The organism is Rhizobium sp. P44RR-XXIV (assembly GCF_001999485.2).
Classification (GTDB): domain Bacteria; phylum Pseudomonadota; class Alphaproteobacteria; order Rhizobiales; family Rhizobiaceae; genus Rhizobium.
In genome coordinates this window covers 28,641-48,493 of the sequence record NZ_MPVZ02000022.1, presented here as the reverse complement: position 1 = coordinate 48,493, position 19,853 = coordinate 28,641, and the positions used below count along the sequence as shown (strand labels likewise).

General features: G+C 58.0%; 14 protein-coding genes and 2 pseudogenes. 11 read left to right on the top strand and 5 right to left on the bottom strand.

The annotated features are described in order from the left end of the window. Positions 1-42 precede the first annotated feature (42 nt). Together BSK43_RS02155 and BSK43_RS02150 are read right to left on the bottom strand one after the other, a co-directional pair. Entirely contained in the window at positions 43-1,359 is a 1,317-nt protein-coding gene (locus BSK43_RS02155; protein ID WP_077470733.1) for a type II restriction endonuclease, read from the bottom strand. Positions 1,360-1,821: 462 nt separating this feature from the next. After that, on the bottom strand, positions 1,822-2,025 hold the full coding sequence (locus BSK43_RS02150) for a heavy-metal-associated domain-containing protein (RefSeq protein ID WP_077470732.1): 204 nt from the start codon (positions 2,023-2,025) through the stop codon (positions 1,822-1,824). An 817-nt stretch (positions 2,026-2,842) separates the two neighbouring features. On the opposite strand from BSK43_RS02150, the gene BSK43_RS02140 reads away from it, so the two are divergent. From BSK43_RS02140 to BSK43_RS02125, 3 genes are all read left to right on the top strand, one after another. Continuing rightward, entirely contained in the window at positions 2,843-4,171 is a 1,329-nt protein-coding gene (locus BSK43_RS02140; protein WP_246662479.1) for a DUF882 domain-containing protein, read from the top strand. A 921-nt stretch (positions 4,172-5,092) separates the two neighbouring features. Continuing rightward, the gene (locus BSK43_RS02130) at positions 5,093-5,401 is read left to right on the top strand and encodes a hypothetical protein (RefSeq protein WP_077470729.1); all 309 of its coding nucleotides are present in this window, start codon (positions 5,093-5,095) and stop codon (positions 5,399-5,401) included. Between the two features lie 141 nt (positions 5,402-5,542). Then, the gene (locus BSK43_RS02125) at positions 5,543-7,279 is read left to right on the top strand and encodes a penicillin-binding protein 2 (protein WP_077470728.1); all 1,737 of its coding nucleotides are present in this window, start codon (positions 5,543-5,545) and stop codon (positions 7,277-7,279) included. 323 nt (positions 7,280-7,602) lie between these two features. Here the strand turns inward: BSK43_RS02125 and BSK43_RS02120 are convergent, their stop codons facing one another. Next, entirely contained in the window at positions 7,603-8,169 is a 567-nt protein-coding gene (locus BSK43_RS02120; RefSeq protein WP_169055356.1) for a DUF930 domain-containing protein, read from the bottom strand. A gap of 876 nt (positions 8,170-9,045) precedes the next feature. On the opposite strand from BSK43_RS02120, the gene BSK43_RS02115 reads away from it, so the two are divergent. The 3 genes from BSK43_RS02115 to BSK43_RS35540 all read left to right on the top strand — a co-directional run bounded on the left by BSK43_RS02115 (position 9,046) and on the right by BSK43_RS35540 (position 10,154). Further along, positions 9,046-9,336, top strand: coding sequence for a metal-sensing transcriptional repressor (locus BSK43_RS02115; protein ID WP_077470726.1), 291 nt, complete (start codon positions 9,046-9,048; stop codon positions 9,334-9,336). Between the two features lie 171 nt (positions 9,337-9,507). Next, complete coding sequence (locus BSK43_RS35545; RefSeq protein ID WP_246662474.1) at positions 9,508-9,927, top strand: hypothetical protein; 420 nt, start codon at positions 9,508-9,510, stop codon at positions 9,925-9,927. Further along, on the top strand, positions 9,924-10,154 hold the full coding sequence (locus BSK43_RS35540; protein WP_246662473.1) for a hypothetical protein: 231 nt from the start codon (positions 9,924-9,926) through the stop codon (positions 10,152-10,154). The genes BSK43_RS35545 and BSK43_RS35540 overlap by 4 nt, the downstream gene beginning before the upstream one ends. A gap of 196 nt (positions 10,155-10,350) precedes the next feature. On the opposite strand, the gene BSK43_RS02105 is transcribed toward BSK43_RS35540, so the two are convergent. Then, the gene (locus BSK43_RS02105) at positions 10,351-11,217 is read right to left on the bottom strand and encodes an alpha/beta hydrolase (protein ID WP_077470725.1); all 867 of its coding nucleotides are present in this window, start codon (positions 11,215-11,217) and stop codon (positions 10,351-10,353) included. Between the two features lie 10 nt (positions 11,218-11,227). After that, positions 11,228-11,503, bottom strand: a complete 276-nt coding sequence (locus BSK43_RS02100; protein ID WP_077470724.1) for a metal/formaldehyde-sensitive transcriptional repressor — start codon at positions 11,501-11,503, stop codon at positions 11,228-11,230. A gap of 204 nt (positions 11,504-11,707) precedes the next feature. On the opposite strand from BSK43_RS02100, the pseudogene BSK43_RS02095 reads away from it, so the two are divergent. The 5 genes and pseudogenes from BSK43_RS02095 to BSK43_RS02070 all read left to right on the top strand — a co-directional run bounded on the left by BSK43_RS02095 (position 11,708) and on the right by BSK43_RS02070 (position 19,846). Beyond that, positions 11,708-13,059, top strand: a pseudogene (locus BSK43_RS02095) (cation diffusion facilitator family transporter). Between the two features lie 1,001 nt (positions 13,060-14,060). After that, complete coding sequence (locus BSK43_RS02085; RefSeq protein ID WP_077470723.1) at positions 14,061-14,468, top strand: FixH family protein; 408 nt, start codon at positions 14,061-14,063, stop codon at positions 14,466-14,468. Continuing rightward, positions 14,465-15,921, top strand: a pseudogene (locus BSK43_RS02080) (efflux RND transporter periplasmic adaptor subunit). Before BSK43_RS02085 ends, BSK43_RS02080 begins: the two are co-directional and overlap by 4 nt. Next, a complete protein-coding gene (locus tag BSK43_RS02075) occupies positions 15,918-19,088 on the top strand; it encodes a CusA/CzcA family heavy metal efflux RND transporter (RefSeq protein ID WP_077470722.1) in 3,171 nt (1,056 codons plus the stop codon). The pseudogene BSK43_RS02080 and the gene BSK43_RS02075 overlap by 4 nt, the downstream one beginning before the upstream one ends. A 356-nt stretch (positions 19,089-19,444) precedes the next feature. Next, positions 19,445-19,846, top strand: coding sequence for a DUF411 domain-containing protein (locus BSK43_RS02070; protein WP_077470721.1), 402 nt, complete (start codon positions 19,445-19,447; stop codon positions 19,844-19,846). Positions 19,847-19,853 lie beyond the last annotated feature (7 nt).

Genomic DNA, 19,853 nt, shown 5'->3' with positions numbered 1-19,853 from the left:
TGTCTCGTTTATTCTTCGAGGCGCATCTGCCGCGTCCGGCGATTAGCGAGTCAACGAACTCGCGATCGCTCGGATCGCTTTGAGACCCGAGCCAAAGCGTGCGATCGGTTCGCGGTTCTTTTCCAATTCGCTGTACGGCAGATAAGAGATGTCGAGATCGGAAATGCGACTGAAAGCCGGGCGGCGAAGCTGTGCTCGCACATCGGCCTCCCGAGCGTCGGGAGCCACAAGGAAGAGGCCGGCTGTCGTATGGAGGTCGCCCGTGGACAAGGCCAGATCAAGCATTCGGACAACGCCGGAGTAGATCGAGGTCGAATGCTCGACTTCAAACGCGGCCGTCACCTTGTCCTGATCCCTCTCCAACCAAAGCACATCGATAAGCCGGATCGATTCCGAACCTGCGGCGGTGTTGAGAGAGGAGGGTAATGTTTCCAGACATCCTCTTCCCAAGGCAGCTCCTTTGTACAATCGGCCACGGTCGTTTGCCGCGATCCAGACGTCATAGCCAAGTGCATTCCCAAGATCCCGCAGCCACGCCTGGATTTCCGTGTGCGTGCGGTCGCTTTCGTTCTGGGCGGCCGCTGTTTTGTTCAGCTCCTGGGCTTCTGTGCGGGCCGTCTCCAAACGAACGGACCATTCGCTGACGGCGGTATCATTTTCCTCCAGGGGAGGCGCGGGATAGCGCCCTGAACCGATATCGAAAAGCAAGCCGCCTATCGCGCCCAGATCATTTGATAGCAGTTCCCGATACCGTTCGTTCAGCTCGAGGATGCCGGTCCGCATGGCCAGGAAGTTCTCCCACGATCCCAATTTGACATTGGAGCCGGTCAGCTCGTTATAGCCTCTTACGATTGCGGTATTGAAAGGCGGCACATGTGTGGGATGCAAAAAATAGAGGAGGTTTGCCACAGCCGGGCCGAGACCTTTGATTTTCCGCCTGTCGATGGCATGGATATGGCCGATGATTTCGCCGGCGGTGTTGCAGCATGAACAGTTGTGAAGCAACTGCGCGAAGGCACGCTGGTTCTCGGGATTCTCATAGATGTCCGGGATGCGCAGCTTCGGCTTCCAGAGAAATGCATGGTCGGCACCTTTAAATATCTGCCGTTGCTCCGCTACGGAATGGACTACCGTTTCGAGAGATGATCCGCGATACGCGGCGCCAAATTTGCCCGCGTCGATCTCGGCGACGACCTGCCCTATGCCTCGACGGATCGAACGGAAGTTTTTGATACGCTCCTCCCACAAAAACCATGAGCGATATGTGCCCGACGGATCATCCCGCCAGCGTTCGATCAGGCTTCTGACAAGCTGAATACGGGATGGTGATTCGATAGTGGCGGAATTGGCGTGATCCATCGAGTGATTCCCAGCAACGGCGGCTTCATCAGCTTTAGAAGAATTTTGGCTGGAAGCAATCGGCTGGGTTGCCAATCACAACGGAAGATTGCGCAGTGGGTTTTCGTTGCTGTCTTGCTGAGTTGCCGCGTATCACATCGAAATGCTTACGACAGAATTGCAAACGTGCCTTGTCGCGGCTGCAGATTACAAAACGATCTTGTGCGTATCGCAAGGATGGCTGCGAGCTCGAAAGGGTGTCGGGTCCTATGATGTCGAAGGCACTCAGCGAACCAGACAAAGGGATGGCCCGCACTTGGTACGCACTCCAAGGCAGGTAGGCGCAGGGCCTGAGCCAAGCTCTGGAAAGTGTCCGTATCGGTGGGTTTGCTGATCCTCGACGCACCAGATGGATAAGCCGTCCTGTTTGATCGAATATTCAGGGTCTCAGACGGAGCGCCCTGAGGCGCTCCGTCACGCCATTCAAATTTGCTTGAAGCTGGAGGGGTAGCCGGCATTCTCGATTGCGGCATTGATCGTCGCTGGATCGACCCGGGTCTCGACCTTCGCGGTTTTGGCGCCGAGATCAATCGTGGCTGAGGCGTCCGGGTCGGCGGCTTTGATCGCCTTTTCGACCGTGCTTGCGCAGTGACCGCAGGTCATGTTCTGGATGTCGAATTTGTACATGATAGTCTCCTTAATTCGTGACTATTCCTATGTGGGGCTTCCTACGATGGGAAGGTCAAGAGGGCGATCGAACCAGTCGAGTGGAACAGATCCGAAACCATCACTTTGCTTCGCGTGCACCTGCGTCTGCCGCAAAGCAAACGGGAGGCGGAGCTCCAAGATGATGCCGACCATGTCCTCGATGGCACCGAGAACAAGTTTTGCCGCCCGCGTCGTTTCGTTCCGGTCACCATCCGTGCTGCCATTTGTCCCTGGCTTTGTCTCTTATGTCTGCAGTTGCTCACTGAGAGACTCCCGGACACGAGGTATTTGATCGGGATTGTCGCAGCAAATGGCTTCTGGTCTTCTTCGGAGGCGCCCATTGTACTGACATTTGCCCGATCAGCCTTGGCAAAATCGCCGAAAGCCATGACGAGCTTGGACCGCTCGCCGACAGATTTAGTCGCTCTTCACTACACCTGAAATTCCCGACCGAGAGGGAGCGCAATTTGCCCCTTTCGATTTCTGCCTGCACTTCTGACATTGGTGCCTCACTGATTCCCAAATCAATCTTGACAACTCTGGGAGCAGTCGAGGCGGAACGATCAACGTCTCCTGTTAGAGATATTTATGTTCGGCCGAACCCGATTAACGTTTTTTTGAGCATGTTCGTTAATAAAGGAAGCCTGTTTCAACGTGTTCCGTCGCGCCGATTTCCAAGGAGTTGCTGCGCCGGGGATCGGGATGCCCCTTGAAAACCAAGTCAGCCATCAAAGCAGCTCGGCCCGCGACTATTTCATTCAACTGTTTCGCACCATTGGCCCTGCGCTTCTGCCTCGTGCTGGGCTGCGTAGCGCCGGCCTGGGGCTTATCTGCGGCAAGCGCAGATGCTGAAGACCGATCTCTAAAACTGTATTTCGGCCACACTGGCGAGCGAGCGGTCATCACCTTTAAGAAAGATGGCGCCTACGATCAGAAAGGGTTGAACGAACTCAATTACTTTCTGCGCGACTGGCGTCGGAACGAGACTATCAAGATGGACCCGCTCCTTTTTGACATTGTCTGGGAGATGTATAGGCGGAGCGGAGCCACGGCTTATATTGACGTCGTCTCCGGATATCGTTCTCCAAACACAAATGCGATGCTACGCTCCCGGTCCTCCGGCGTCGCCAAGGAAAGTCAGCATACACGCGGGAAGGCTATCGACTTCTTCATTCCAGGCGTGAATCTGGCAACGCTACGGGGCGTCGGGATGCAGATGCAGGGCGGGGGCGTAGGATACTACCCAACGTCAGGCTCCCCTTTCGTGCACATCGATGTCGGTCGCGTTCGCGCGTGGCCGCGTATGAGCCGCCAAGAACTTGTTCGGCTTTTCCCAAACGGCCGGACACTGCATATTCCCAGTGACGGCAGACCTCTGCCAGGATACGAGTTCGCCGTCGCCGAGCATAAGCGTCGCGGTTCAGTATCAACTGTTGAGGTTGCTAGCGCCTCTCAGTCTGTGAGAAAATCGAAAGGAAGCTTGTTAGGCAACCTGTTCAAGAGCGGCGATCGGGAAGAGGATGACGATGTAGCTGAAGGTATCCTGACGTCAGCTAAAGCGCCACCTTCGGCTGGGGTGAAGGCGGATGAGACTGTCATGACGGCCTCAGTAAGCAAATTGACTGGGATCAGCGCTCCAATCCCGGCCAAACGTCCTGCCGATAGCGCCCTGCTGACGAGTCTCTTGCCGACAGAAACTCATCCAGCGTATCAGGCGCTGGAGGCCTTGGCGTCCAATGACACGGCCAACACGAATGGAGACGTTTCACCTTCGCAAGGAGCGGTCGCCGACAAAATCCCTCTGCCCACGTTCGCTCCTCGCAGTGCGATCAGCGAGCAAACGGATGAGTTTTACACCGCATCGATCAACCCACTGCCAGAGGCAATCGCCGCGTTGTCGGAGGTTCCGTCGCCTCTGGCAAGCGGAGAAGCTGCTCTGCTCACGCCGGCCGGTTCGACAGATCACCAGCCGTCAACTAGCTTCAACGTGAATTACAAAGCGAAGACTTTCTGGACCGCGAGCTTCACCCCCACCGCGATATTCAATAGCCACCGTTATGGTGACGACCCTTGTCCACCGATGACGGCATCGAAATTGACGGTGGCCAAAGATCAGCCCTGCTAATCTGTTCAGGCGACCGCTAGCTCTGGCCCGACCGCCGCCAGCTGACGCTCTTCATCTTCGTGAAAGGGCTCAATTCCATGGAGTAGGTGCAACCGCCAGGTGGCGTCTCTTGAAGCGCCTCTGGTAAATCTGACCTATCTCGCAGATTTGATGAGCACAAATCCCACCCTGGAGGCGATCGTGTCATCGCTGCTGAAAGCGCGGATACATTGGCAAGCGAGTTCACGGGCGTTGATGGCGGGCTCCGTTCAATGGTGCGGCAGAATGTCGAGGGCGGCGATTTATGAGTACACTTGGCGTCGGCGTGCTTGTGGTGATCACCTTCGTCGCGGCCGTTGATGCTCCTGAGCGAGCGATGCTGGTCTTGACGAGATGTTGGCCCGCATTTCAGACTAACATCGACGAAGTATCAATCCGGGGAAACCTGCGCCGTTGTCGACGACCACCCGACGGCGCCCTTAAACTCATCGCTTCCATGCGCCGCGAAAGGTTCGATGGCAGTCAATCCATCGCGGCAGGTGCAGGGCTATATTCCGCCGGAGCAAGAGTGTCCGGCACCACAAATCCAGGTCCCGGCTGGCTCCTCGCCTCCGTGCAAGCCTTGTCGGACACGATGCCCCAGCGGTTCAACAGAGAGCGACTGCAATCATAATGGTTCGCCGTAGCTGAGGTTCGGCCTTTCCCTGCAAAGCTTTCTGCTACTATTCTCAGCTTCTCATCCCCATAAAACGCTGGCCGCACTCGGTTTTGATCACCTCAAGCCGGTTGATCTGCGGGAAAGTCTCCGTCAACAACGTCCACGTCCGTTCCTGTCTTTATGCCTGGGAGTAAGGGCAGTTCTGTATCACCCGGATACACCTTTAAAAGGTAGCTCTCAGCGTATGGATACGATATAGGTCATTCGATTTTGGACAGGGGTTAATGATCAGGTTTTTCGCCAGCGTCATTCTGTCGATGCTGCTTGTGTTCGGCGGACATGTTGTCTGCCCGGACGAGGCGGAGCATTCGCGGGAGACGGCTTTGGCCTGGATGCAAGCGAAAGCCCCCAATCAACAAGATTCTCAAACGACAAAATCGGACGAGCATTGCGTGTCTATTCGTCTCCAGGCTGACACGCCGGCGTTGACTATGACGCGCCTTGAGCATCCGGCTACCTACTCGCCATTTGAGCAGATAAGCCTCGGCATCGATACGCTGCCGCTGCAGCGGCCGCCGATCCATCAAGCCTGATCTCAAGTACCCAATCGTAATCTTACGCCGAGCGCTGTGACAGCAGCTCGGATGGGCAGGCTATCATGATGACCTACTTTCTGTGCTCGACGCGCTATGCGTTCGAGAAACACACCTTTAGCTGCGCAAGGGGAGGATGAGATGACCTTGCTCTCCCAACTCATTGCCCGCAAACGCAAAGTTCATTTCCGCGCGAGCGTTCTCCCTGGCAATCTTGTCTTACGAGCAGACAAAGGCGGCGGGCAGCAACGCCGCCAGGCGAGAAGCCGCACCCGGATCATAATTGGCGTCTTTCTGGTACTTTACGCCATCATCGGCGGTCGTTTGGTGCAGTATGCCCTAAGCCGCAACGAAGCGGTCTCGGCCATCCTTCAGTCGGACCGGTTGATGGCTTCGAGGCCTGACATCGTCGATAGGAATGGCGAGCTTCTTGCTACCGACATCAACACGGTGTCTCTCTTCGCCGAGCCCAATCGCATCATCGATCCGGATGAGGCAATCGAGAAACTGGCAACGGTCATTCCGGATCTTGATCGGCGGGACACATATCACAAACTTTCCGCAAAAGGTGGGCGTTTCGCGTGGCTGCGTCGCCAATTAACGCCACGTCAGCAGAGTGATATCCTGGCACTCGGGGTTCCTGGTATCGGGTTTCGACCGGAGAAGAAGCGCTTCTATCCAGGCGGCCCCACTGCGTCTCATATCCTAGGTTACGTCGACATCGACAATCGTGGCGTTTCTGGTATGGAACGCTACATCGACGAGCAGGGCTTCGCTGATCTGAAATCGGCGGGCCTCACGAACAACCAGCCGTTGGAGTCTCTGAAGCTTTCTATCGACAATCGTGTTCAGAACATTGTTCGCGACGTCGTCGTGAATGCTGTTGCCAACTATCAGGCAAAGGCTGCCGGAGCTGTGATCCTCGATGTGAACACGGGAGAGGTGCTTGCCATGGCGTCTGCCCCCGACTTCGATCCGAACAATCCGCTGGGCGGCGCGAAAGACGGTTGGCTGAACCGCATGTCGAACGGCACCTTCGAGATGGGATCGACGTTCAAGACGTTCTCGCTCGCACTTGCGCTCGATACCGGCAAGGTCAAGTTGACCGATAGCTTCGATGCGACGCAGCCTTTGCGGATCGGCGGCTTCACCATCAACGACTTCCACGGTCAACGGCGCTGGCTGACGCTTCCCGAGGTGTTCGAGTTTTCGTCGAATATCGGGACCGCGAGGATCGTTGACGTCGTCGGCATGGAAACGCAGCGGAAGTACATGACCGATTTCGGGTTGCTGACCAGGCTTCAGACGGAGCTTCCCGAGGTGAAATCGCCGTCTCAGCCGAAGGAATGGAAGAAGATCAATTCAATCACAATCTCCTTTGGGCATGGCGTGGCAACCACGCCATTGCAAACAGCCGTTGCAGGTGCTGCGCTCGTCAACGGCGGCAGGTTAATGAATCCAACATTCTTGCTGCACCGCCGCGAGCAAGCCGCCGCGGCTAGGTTAGTCGTTAAGCCATCGACGAGCGACGATGTCCGATACCTGTTTAAGTTGAATGGTGTCAAAGGTTCTGGCCGCAATGCCGATGTCGCGGGGTTCAATGTCGGCGGCAAGACCGGCACCGCCGACAAGGTCGTCAACGGGCGCTATGCCAACAACCTGAACTTCAACGCTTTTCTTGCGGCCTTTCCCATTGAGAAGCCGCAATTCGTCGTCTTAACCTTTTGCGATGAGCCAAAGAATGGCGAGCAAGGCCAAAACATCGCTGCCTATACGGCAGCACCGATGGTGCGGGATATCGTCAGCAGAGCCGCCCCCTTGCTCGGTGTCGAACCTAGCTTCGGAGAGGGAGGCGCAGCGATGCTGCAATCCTATTGATCGGGTGATCCGGAAACCACGGCAAGCCTCCAGCAAGTCGTGGCTTCCGGATCGCGCGTTCGCCCGCGTCCCTTGCCGGCCAACGAAGCCCTCCCCATTTCGCACCTGACCTTGATGAAATGTGAAATGGACGACCGAATACTTGCATTCCGCGCTTCGCTATCGATCACTAGAGGAATTTGAAACCCAACTTGCCCAGCGGGCGGCTTAGTTTGAAGCGTTGTGATGGGTCTAGCCCGAGGGGTTTACACCAACGTGGGGTCAGTGTTCGCCGCGGATTCACAGCCGGCTCTTAGATAAGCCGATGGACTTCCTGAAGAAAGTCATTCGGCGGCCCCGTCATCGACTGTTAAATAGTGGCGGCTCCATTCGGCCTTCGGAATCTCGGCTCCTACCGTAAACTCGAATGCTGCGACCCTCTTTAAATCGACTGTGGTGTCGCATTTGAATTTGATCCCATACCAGCGCTTCTTTGCACGAAACGCTCCGCCATCCGCTGTGATGCCGTGCGTCGACACCTTTGGATCAGCCAATGCATAGGCAACCAAATTGTCAGGCTGGAGGCTGGCTTTCCATTTATGAACCTGCGCCATCGCCTCGATATTGCAGAGTTGGATGATACGTTCATCGGGAGCGAGGTGCGCAAGTGCTGTCCTGACGCCTTTGCTACGTGGATTGGCAAGGACGTTGTCCGAAAAGAATTGCGTTGCGTGAATGGTCAGGTCGCCTGGCTGGACCGGGTCCGCTGCAACGGGCGTGGGAACGGCTGCCGTTTCGCTTTTGAGGGGAACAGCGGCTACTTGCACCGGTACTGATGGTACCGTCTTCTCCACGTTTGTGGACTCGACCGGATGCGCAGGTGGTGGCATCGTTACAATCTCAACGGCCACTGATTCTTCTGGTGGGGAGGGCGGTAAACTTACAGCAGGTGCCCAAAGCAGCGCCGCGACAAGGACAATGTGAAATACGAGGGAGGCCGCCAGGCCCCACTGCGTAATTCGGTTCTGTGAATTCCGAGCGGCTTGCATCGGCTAAAGGCAACCAAACGAGATGTTCTGCTGTGGTTGGTACAATGGGTCCATCAGTTTATTATTACATCGCTTGCGGCAAGATGTGATATTTCGGATACCGAAGTTGATGTCATTGTCGCTGCTGCTACCTCCCGCCACAATCAAACCGCCTTTCGTTGCGCTGGTGCTTTGTCTAAGGCGCGGAGTCATAATGAAACTGCTTTTAATTCTTTAGCTGATATCGCCAGCAGCCGCCGACCGATACGATGGAATATATCGTCGCCTTGTGCTCGCATCCTATCGCCATATGGAGGCGGCCTATAGATGTCGTAGGTTGATCGGCGTGTCTCGCTATCGGGATGCCCGAGTGACGACTGAAAATAACTTGTGGCTGAGTGGCATGCCAACCGATATCGCTCTTCTTGCTGTCGCGAAAATGGTCGTGAGGATGCAAAAGGTTTGGCCTGAGCGATCAGAAACTCCCTCTTTTCGGAGTGCCTAACGAAGATGCGGCTCACACAATTTAAACTCAGGCAGTGGCGGATCAAGCTTCGATCATATTGGCGATAGCATTGCTTTGGCCCGGCAACACGAATGAAAGCAAATGCAGCGGAGAACGCCGCCAGTTTTGTAGAAACCGGGAACACAGCCGTCGCCGTCGTCCGGTGATGAGGATAACCTTGCGCCGCGCTTGTATCGACAAAGAGCTTGAACCCGCCGCTTGACCAGACATCAGACCATGGACTACGAAAAGATATGACCGAATCCGACGATGGCCACACCATCCATCATCATCATGAAGCAATCGCCAAGCGATTGAAGCGCGCCGAGGGACACCTTCGGAGCGTCGTGCAGATGATTGAAAACGGTCGGGATTGTGTCGATATCGCCCAGCAGCTTTCTGCGGTCGAAAAGGCCATTACGCAGGCCAAGAAGACGCTCATCCAGGATCATCTCGATCACTGCCTCGAGGATGTCGTTGGTTCTCTTTCTCGCAAAGAGCGCCAGTCGATCGACGAGTTCAAGGCGATCACCAAATACCTTTAGTCTCCCATTTGCATTTTTTGGAGAGCGGTGATGCGTGGACGCTACGCCGATCATTCTTGGTTCTTTTGTATGCATGATTATCCTATCCATGAGGATAGGTTTTATTCCGGTTTGTCGCCGGCATAGTTTGAACCGCCGTCAGTCGGCACAACCTCGAAAGGGAAGCATGAGATGTCCGAACAGCCTTCCATCCATATGGGCCACGGCCAAATGGTCGATATAGTTGGCAAGACCTCTGAAAAATGGGAGATCATCTTCAGTGAGGCGGGCGTAACCGACTACCAAGCGCCGCCGCCGAACGAGATCGAGGCGGATGCCATCGACGTTTCCGGCAAGATCCATCCGCTTGCGATCGCGGCTGGTGCGAGTGGATCCACGGTCGTCGCAAGCGGTCAGGTCGATGGTGCCTATCGCGTCCGCGTCCGTGTCTGGCATGGGACCCATTTCCATACCTGCGAAGCATCCTGCCTGGCGCGGCTCCGATCGAAGCCGTTATGGGGCCGAACGGCGGATCCCTTGCGGCTTTCGACGGGAGCCTGCAAGTGGAGATCAAGCCTGTCGACGCCACCACTTGGGAACTCTTCTTTTTGAAGAACGCGACACCGATCGAACCGCTCGCCGTCGAAGCTGTTGTCGTGCAAGCCATCGGTCCGAAGGCGGAAGATTATCAGATCCGCAATCTCAAGACTGAAAACCCTGGCAACGGGAAAACCTTGATCGTCGAAGGTAAGATCAAGGATGCGGTCTATGCCCGTATTTCGATCGCAAAGGATGGCGGCGAAGTCGTTCGCAGTATCCCGATTTTCCTGGCGAATTGAAAAATCGATCGGGCGTCAATTTAGCGTCCATCTTTCCGTAGCAAGGCCGGGGTCGCGATCCGAGTGGTCGCAATCCCGGTGCTTCTTTGATTGCCTGCCGGATGCGACCAGGGATCTGGATGCCAGAGGACATTCCGGATTCAGTGTGCTCCGCCTCTCGGGCTTGTCGTATTGTTGGCGCGATCCTGCTGCGGCCTCAGCTCGGTGCGAGGAAGCGTGCGACGATAGGAGCTACCCTGTCGGGAAATTCCTCGTGAATGGATAGCTTGCCGAACTCCAGCCGCTCCGATTCCACATTAGGCAGATCAGCCAAAGCCTCCATTTCGGCGCGTGACCTGCGAGGGGTCTCAGCTCCGTAGATCATGAGGATCGGACAGGAAATGGCGCGAATATCCTCAAGGAAGGCCTCGCGATCGGGGAAACGATCAAGCGCGCCTGTCACGAACCGCACGGAGGCGTGTCGGGCTCCCTTGCCGCGTGCAACTGCCATCTTCTCGCGAAGTCGCTCATCAGAAAGCCACGACGCATCACTGTAGACATGCTCACGCACCATTCTCTTGACCACGAACGAGCTCACATTGGCGGCATAGAGCATCGGGCCCATGATCGGACTGTCCACCGCGGCTCTGATGCGCCCGAACCAGGCTCTTTGACCTCCCATCATGGTCGGCAACGGTCCCCGCCATGTCGGCGCGATAAGCACTAAGCCCTGCAAAGCTTCCTGATGGCGGGCAAGGTGGTAGACCGCATAGCTGGCGGCATGCCCTGCAGCGACGACCACCTGTGGCCGCAGTTCGTTCATGATCCTGCCGAAGAAAGCCGACAAAATATCGGATGTCCATTCGGCGCGCGGCCGAGGAACCGTTCCAAAACCAGGCCAATCCACGGTGTGGACACGGAAGTCCTGCGCCAGGTGCTGCGCCAGGCCCGCCATTTCTTCGCGAGTCGAAATCGAACTGAGCGCCGGCAGCAGCAGGATTGATGGTCCAGAGCCTGTGACGGTCATGGCCACGTCAACTGAAAGCCCATCATGGGTGAAGCGGATGATGTTTTGACCGGTCATGGCGTTCTCGCTACTTCAGATAGGCGCGCACGACGTCGATCAGTTCGGCAGCCCCTTCGCCACGTTCCTTATGGCCCAGCTCAGCATCTGCGACGTGGTGGAGGATGTGGTCTTCGATGACCTCGGACATGAGGCCGTTGATTGCGCCACGAACCCCGGCGATGAGCTGCAGGACTTCGGCGCAGCTTTTTTCGTCCTCCAGCATCCGCTCAACGCCCTCAATCTGGCCGCGGATCCGGCGGACTCGATTGATCAATTTGGTCTTCTCGCGAGTGGTGTGCGACATCTGGTCTCCCTATCGATCGAGATCATGCTGCAAGGAACCGATCATAGCCGCTCGGGCACTTATAGAATAGGCGGGTAGGGTATTTAATGTGCCTTCAGTTCGTAGCGGCGCTTGACTATATCCCCTCCTGGGGGATAGGGAAGGCATCGCCTTTCCCCGCGCCACCGTACGTTGGTGGCCGCAAAACACGCCAGCGAGGACTTCATGTTCGCGACTATCAAGGAATGGTTCGGTTTCGGAACCACCGATCAGGGCCATGGTCACGGTTCGCATGGGCACTCGCACGACGAAGCGGGCGGCCACGGCCATACGCACGGCGTCGTCGACCCGAGCATCGCCTCGTCCGAGCGCGGGATCTGGGCCATCAAGTGGTCCTTCGTTATCCTGGCGATCACCGCGATCCTGCAGTTGATCGTGGTTTTCACGTCCGGCTCAGTGGCATTGCTGGCCGACACTATACACAATGTCGGCGATGCCACCACGGCGATACCGCTCTGGATCGCCTTCGTATTGGTGCGGCGTCCAGCGACCAAGGTGTTCCACTACGGTCTCGGCCGGGTCGAAGATCTCGCGGGCATGCTGATTGTTCTGATCATCCTCTTTAGCGCGATCATCGCCGGCTATGAAGCGATCAATCGCCTGATCCACCCGCAGCCGATCACGCAGCTCGGCTGGGTAACGGCGGCGGGCATCATCGGCTTCATCGGCAACGAGGTAGTCGCCGTCTTCCGCATCAAGGTTGGTCGCGAGATGAACAGCGCGGCGCTGATCGCCGACGGCTATCATGCCCGCACCGACGGCCTGACGAGCTTGGCGGTTGTCCTCGGCGCGTTCGGCGTTTGGTTGGGTTTCCCGCTCGCCGACCCGATCATCGGTCTGCTGATCACCATCACCATCTTCGGCATCGTCTGGCAGTCGGCGCGTGCCGTAATCACGCGCAGCCTCGACGGCATCGAGCCGAGCGTCACAGACGAAATCCATCACGCCGCCGAACATGTCTCCGGCATCGAGCGGATCACCGACGTCAAGGCCCGCTGGCTCGGCCACAGGCTGCATGCCGATGTTACGATCGCCGTCGACAGCGGCAAGTCGGTCGCCGAGGCAAACGGCATCGCGCTCGCTCTCAGAAACGAATTGCATGCTCATCTTGCACCACTCGGAACTGCGACCATCCAGTTCGACACTGCCGGCGCGTCGCCTGCTGAAGCTACAAACCATGGTGGGCAAGGACATCACCACGCTCCCGATCCATTCACGGTGAACTCTCCGCTGGCGACCGGCCGCTGGAGATCGTCGATACCGCCGACGGCGAACGGATGCGGCTGACGATCTCGAGCCATGCCCATGACCTTCAGGCCGTGGTCAGTATCAAGCGACCTGGCAACGTAATCGAAACGCTTCGGCTGCTTCCGTCTGCGACTGACCACCACGCGATGCAAAGCGCAGAAGCTCCGGCCGAACCGCATGAATTCGACGCCGAACTGAGACTGACGGCAGGTGATAAACAGGATGTCCTGCCGTTCCGCATGGAAGAGCCCGAAGGACATCACCACTGAATCCTGGCCTGCCGAAAGCCAGGCCCGAGCTCGCAGGAAAATCCCGGTCGCTGACGGGGATTTTCCGTCTTCGAGTTCTGGCGGTCGAACGCATGGGACTGTCCGGTTATGGTCAAGATAGCTATTTCTTAACCATTGTGCGTTCGGCGAAGGCTGTGCTCAGGCCCGCAGAGTTTGTTCAGCATCGTGAACTGGCATCACTTGCCCCGTGAGGAGACGATGGTGCTCGGCGTGCCGCGTGGCCCGCGAACCGGCATTCGTATGTCCCCTGAAACCGTCAGTGATGTTATCGAACCGGAAGGCTTTCGAATGGTGCGGATCATCGACTTTCCTCCGTGTCAATATGGGATCGTATTCTCGGCACGCATTCGACGCGGATGATTTGCTGAGCAAGGTATCGGTGTCGGGTCGCCCTGGGAGGAGTAAGCTGCATGCCTGGGCCAAGCATGATGTGCCGAAAATGTGAACTCGGCTGTCTTTTCCCGCAACGCACAATATGCCATGTCTATCGGCCATGAGACTGTTGCCCCTCATTTCTCGTCTGCTCTCGATCCTGGCGATCTTGGGCCTTGTGACCGCTCCGATGGCAACTCCATCGGCAGGCGAGGCAATGGTGGCTGAGCCAATGGCGGCGATGACGGATATTGGCGCAATGGCGGTCGGCATGTCTTGCTGTCCTGATCAGAAACAGTCTCTGCCGGATTGCCAGAAATCCTGCCCGCTTGCGACCATCTGCATGGCCAAGTGCGTTCCAGGCGTCGCACAGCGGGTATTCGCTTTGTTTCATCTCGATAGGCTTGTTATTGTCGGCCTTATTGACGATCAAATGCGGAATCCAACAACCGGCCCACCGCCAGACCGGCCTCCGAGAACCTGAATTCATCGCGGCCTTTCCAGGCCTTTTGAGCCGTTCGGCTAGCGTCGGGCGGTGAATGCGTGGCTTTGCGCCATAGCCATTCCGTGCATCCGCACGAACCAATGATGAATACAGGAAAACAACAATGACGCTTTTCGCTCTGAAGCGCGCGGCTGCCGCGGCGCTGATCGGCCTGACCTTCACGGGCCTCTCCTCCAATGCCTGGGCCGGGATCCAGGACTACGAATTCCAACTCGTTCAAAACGAGATCAGGCAAAGCGGTGATGGGATAATTGCCGTCCGCCTTTTCGACAAACGCTCCAGCAAGGTCGTGCCAGACGCTGTGATCATAGCGCAGCGCGTCGACATGGCGCCTGACGGCATGGAGATGATGGCAGCGCCGATCGAGACCCTGCCTTCGGTTGAGCCCGGCATCTACCGCTTCAAGGCACAGATTTCCGCGGCTGGTGGCTGGCGTCTGTCGCTCGGCGCCAAGCTCCAGGGCGAGCCAGACACGCTGGAAAGCAAGCTCGTGTTCAAGGCTGTTCCATGAAAAACGGGGGTCGAACCGGCCTCACCCTCGCCGCCCTTGTGGCGGTGGGGGCTGGAGGCCTTTGGGCCGGCCAACGTGGTGTCGCGCTGTCTGACCTACCATGGCTCCGCTCCATTATTGGTGTTGAAAGCGTAGCGGCAGCTACCGTAGCCGTCAGCGCCTCGGGATCCGGGCCGATCATTTACTATCGGGATCCCAATGGCCGTCCGGCTTATTCGGCGGGACCGAGGAGGACGGCGGACGGTCGCGATTTCCTGGCCGTGCATGCGAGCGAGGATGTGAGTTTTGACGCCGCCGCGCCAAAGCCGGTCGAAACGACAACGACCGCAGCGTCGTCCGACCCCGCGCCGGCGAAAGGAAAACTGCTCTACTACCGCAACCCAATGGGCCTACCGGACACCTCCAAGGCGCCGAAGAAGGACTCGATGGGCATGGACTACATTCCGGTCTTCGAGGGCGATCAAAGCGATGCCTCGACGGTCAAGGTCTCGCTCGGGAAACTGCAGCGGACGGGCGTCAAGACCGCCACCGCGGAGATGGCCAGCATAAGCCGGAAAATCCAGGTGCCCGGCACCGTTACCCTCGATGAGCGCCTCGTCAGCGTCATCGCGATGCGGACGGATTCTTTCGTCGACGACGTTGCCAACGTCACGACGGGTGACCGCATCAACAAAGGCGAGAAGCTCTTCAGCTTCTACTCGAAAGACATCGCCAGCGCTGCTTCCGAATACGCAGCTGGGAGAAACGATGGCCGCGGGAACGGAGACGCAGGCTCCGCTCTGCGCCTGAAAAATCTCGGCGTTCCGCCAGAAGCGATCGATGCGATAGCGCGTACCCGTCAGGTGCCGACGAGCATCGGTTATGTCGCGCCGCGCGACGGCATCATCCTTGAGCGCGCGGCGACCACAGGCATGATGGCCAAACCCGGTGATATCCTCTTCCGCATCGCCGATATCTCCAACGTCTGGGTGATGGCCGACGTGCCGGAATACAATCTTGGTTCGGTACGCAGCGGAGCCGAGGTCAAGGTAACCGTTCGGAGCCTTCCCGGCAAGACGTTCAAGGGCGTCGTGGATCTGATCTATCCGCAGGTCGATATGCAGACGCGCACGACGAAAGTGCGTATCGAGCTTCCTAATCCTGATGGCGTGCTGTTGGCTAATATGTACGCCGACGTGGAGATCGAGGCCGCGCGCCGAAGCCCGTGGTCGCCGTGCCTAACAGTGCCGTGATCGACACCGGCGACCGCCAAGTCGTGTTCCTCGACAAGGGCGACGGACAGTTCGAGCCGAAGGATGTCAAGCTCGGCGTTCGGGGCGAGGACCAGACGGAGATCACCAAAGGCGTCGCCGCCGGCGACAAGGTGGTGGTTGCCGCCAACTTCCTCCTCGACGCCGAAAGCAATCTGAACTCGGCGCTCAGCGCCATGACATCAGAGGAGGCTAAGCCATGATCTCTCGCGTCATCTCGTGGTCCGCCCACAATCTCGTCCTGATCTTCGTCGGCGCGGCGCTTGCCGTCGCAGGCGGGGTTTACGCGCTGCGGTCCCTGCCGCTCGACGCCATTCCCGATCTCTCCGACATCCAGGTGATCGTCTACACCGAATATCCGGGCCAGGCCCCGCAAGTCGTTGAGGACCAGGTCACCTATCCGCTGACGACCTCGATGCTGACGGTGCCGAAGTCGAAGGTCGTGCGCGGCTTCTCGTTCTTTGGCGTCTCCTTCGTCTACGTGATCTTCGACGATGGCACCGATCCCTATTGGGCGCGCAGCCGGGTGCTGGAATATCTGAATGCCGCCCAGAGCCGCCTGCCGCAGGGCGTCACGCCGACGCTCGGTCCTGATGCCACAGGTGTCGGCTGGGTCTATCAGTACGCGGTTGTCGCCAAGCAATTGTCGCTCGCCGAGTTGCGATCCCTACAGGATTGGGTGGTGCGCTTCGCTGTCTCGAAGTCCGAAGGCGTATCCGAGGTCGCGAGTGTCGGTGGCTTCGTCAAGCAGTATTCCATCGTCGTCGATCCGGCTCGACTGAAGGCGCAGGGCGTCACACTCAATGACGTCGCCAATGCGGTGCGCGCCAGCAATACCGACGTCGGCGGCCGCACGGTCGAACTCTCCGAATTCGAGTTCATGGTGCGCGGGCGCGGCTATCTCAAAGGCATCCCCGACATTGAGAGTATCGTCCTGAAGAGCCAGAACGGTGTTCCGCTCAAGCTCAGCGACGTCGCCAGAGTAGAACTTGTGCCCGATGAACGGCGCGGCATCACTGAATTGAATGGCGAAGGGGAGGTCGCAAGCGGCATCGTGCTGCAACGGTTCGGGGCCAACGCACTGACGGTCATCGACAATGCGAAGAAGAGCCTCGACGCCATCAAAGGCAGCCTTCCGGCAGGCACCGAGGTCGTCCCAGTCTATGATCGTTCGACGCTGATTGAATCCGCTATCGAGACCCTGAAAGGCACGCTAGTCGAGGAATCCATCGTCGTCGCCCTGGTGACGATTGCCTTCCTACTCCATGTCCGCAGCGCTCTTGTCGCCATTATCATGCTCCCCGTCGGCATCCTGATGGCCTTCATCGCCATGAAGCTCTTGGGCATTGGCGCAAATATCATGAGCCTCGGCGGTATCGCCATCGCCATCGGCGCGATGATCGACGCTGCCATCGTCATGATCGAGAATGCTCACAAACATCTCGAACGCGCTCCACCGGACAAACCCCGGATCGACATCTTGGTCGAGGCCGCCAGCGAGGTTGGCCCCGCTCTCTTCTTCAGCCTGCTGATCATCACGGTGTCATTCCTGCCGATCTTCACGCTGGAATCGCAAGAAGGCCGTCTGTTTGGCCCACTCGCCTTCACCAAAACCTTCTCGATGGCGGCCGCCGCTCTGCTGTCGGTAACGCTGGTGCCTGCGCTGATGATCCTCTTCGTTCGGGGGTACATTGTTCCCGAACACAAGAATCCGTTGAACCGATTTCTGATCTGGGTCTATCGCCCGGTCATATCCGGCGTCCTGAAGGCGAAGTCACTGACGATCCTGGCCGCCATCGCGATCCTCGGCGTCACGGTCTGGCCCGTCCAACATATCGGCAGCGAGTTCATGCCCAATCTCGACGAGGGCACGCTGATGTACATGCCGACCACCTTGCCCGGCATATCCATCACCAAGGCCGCCGAACTGATGCAGACGCAGGACCGCATCATCAAATCTTTCCCCGAGGTCCAGAGCGTCTTCGGCAAAGCCGGGCGCGCGCTCACCGCCACCGATCCTGCTCCAACGGAAATGTTCGAGACGATCATCACGTTGAAGCCGAAATCGGAATGGCGGCCAGGGGTGACGACCGACAGTTTGAAACAGGAAATGGACGCGGCCCTTCAGTTCCCCGGTGTCTCCAATGCCTGGACCATGCCGATCCGCGCCCGCATCGACATGCTGTCGACCGGCATCAGGACGCCCGTCGGCGTCAAGGTCTACGGCACCGATCTCGGCGAGATGGAGAAGATCGCTCGCCAGATCGAGACCGTGCTGAAGACGGTTCCCGGAACGTCGAGCGCCTATGCGGAACGGGTGATCGGCGGCTATTATCTCGATATCGTTCCGGATCGGACGGCGCTCGGGCGTTATGGTCTTACCATCAATGACGTCCAGGATGTCGTCGGCATGGCGCTCGGCTCCGAGGTCGTCACCTCGACGGTCGAAGGCCGGGAACGTTATGGTGTGGCGATTAGGTACCCAAGAGCCTCGAGGAGCGATCCGCAATCGATCGCCAGGGAGGTACAGATCTCGCTGCCGGGCGGTGGAACGGTACCTCTCGGCGAGGTGGCGGACGTCAAGCTGACCCGCGGCGCCACCACGATCCGCACAGAGAACGGCCAGCTCGCCGTCTACATCTATGTCGACATCGCCAACCGCGATCTCGGCGGTTACGTTGCGGAAGCACAGCAGGCGGTGGCAAAGAGCGTGATGATGCCACCTGGCTATTCCGTCGCCTGGAGCGGCCAGTTCGAATATCTCGAACGGGCCGAGGCGCGGCTCGCCGTCGTCATCCCCTTGACGCTGGCGCTGATCTTCCTGCTGCTCTACCTCAACTTCAAGGCGCTGACAGAGACGATGATCGTCATGCTGTCACTACCATTCGCGTTGGTCGGCGGCATCTGGCTGATGTGGTGGATGGGCTTCAACGCCTCGGTTGCCGTCGCCGTCGGCTTCATCGCACTCGCGGGTGTCGCGGCTGAGACCGGGGTGATCATGCTGATCTACCTCGACCATGCTTTGAAGGAACAGCGCGAAGTCTGTGAAAAGGAAGGCCGTTCCTTCTCGATGCTGGATCTCAGCAGGGCGATCATGGTCGGCGCGGTCGAGCGCGTCCGCCCGAAGATGATGACGGTCGTCGCCATCATGGCGGGTCTCGTTCCGATCCTCTGGAGGACGGGCACCGGGTCGGAGATCATGCAGCGTATCGCCGTGCCAATGATCGGCGGCATGGTGTCGTCGACACTGCTGACGCTGATTGTCATTCCGGCGGTCTATGGGCTGGTCAAGGGATGGCGGTTGCAGGCCGCGTCCCTGTCCGATCAATCCAGCGAAGAGAGTGAAGGCAGGCTCGAGGCAGCGGAATGACACCGGAGCGGGCTTCGAGACGAAGCCCGCTCTCCCCCGGATGATGGCGTTGATCGGCGCAACATCAACAGATGAGAAAAGCTTCTATATTCAACGTCGCTGATGAACAATGGGAGACCGCACTTGATGAACGGCATGATGGGCAGCGGCATGATGTGGGGCATGGGTCTCGCGGGTCTTCTCGGGCTGGTCCTGGTCGTCCTCGTGATCGCCGCCCTCATCAAATACATTTTCTACCGATGAGGTCTGTGGATCGTCCGAAATCACCGTCATCGACCTGGAGATGGTCAGTTCGGTTCGCGCGGCAAGCATTCGAGCGAAGTTGTGACCTCGAAAACAACAGGGAGGTTTTGCACATGAAGAAGATCATTCGTCTTGTGGGTCTTGTCGCCCTGATATCGGCGGCACCGCCGGCGCTTGCCGCGCCGATCCACGCGGTTCTCTACAAGAATCCGCAATGCAGTTGCTGCGAGGCCTATGCCGCCTATTTGCAGAAAAATGGCTTTGACATCGACTTCAAACCCACCGATGACCTGACGCGGATCAGTGCGAAAGCCGGTGTTCCGCCCGATCTCGAAGGCTGCCACACCATGTTCGTCGATGGTTACGTGGTCGATGGGCTCGTTCCAGTGGAGATCGTCAAGAAGCTGCTGTCCGAGCATCCCGCCATCGTCGGCATCGCGCTTCCCGGAATGCCGCAGGGTGCTCCCGGCATGAGCGGCAATAAAGCGGGACCGCTGAAGGGGAGGCAATATTGAGGAGGGG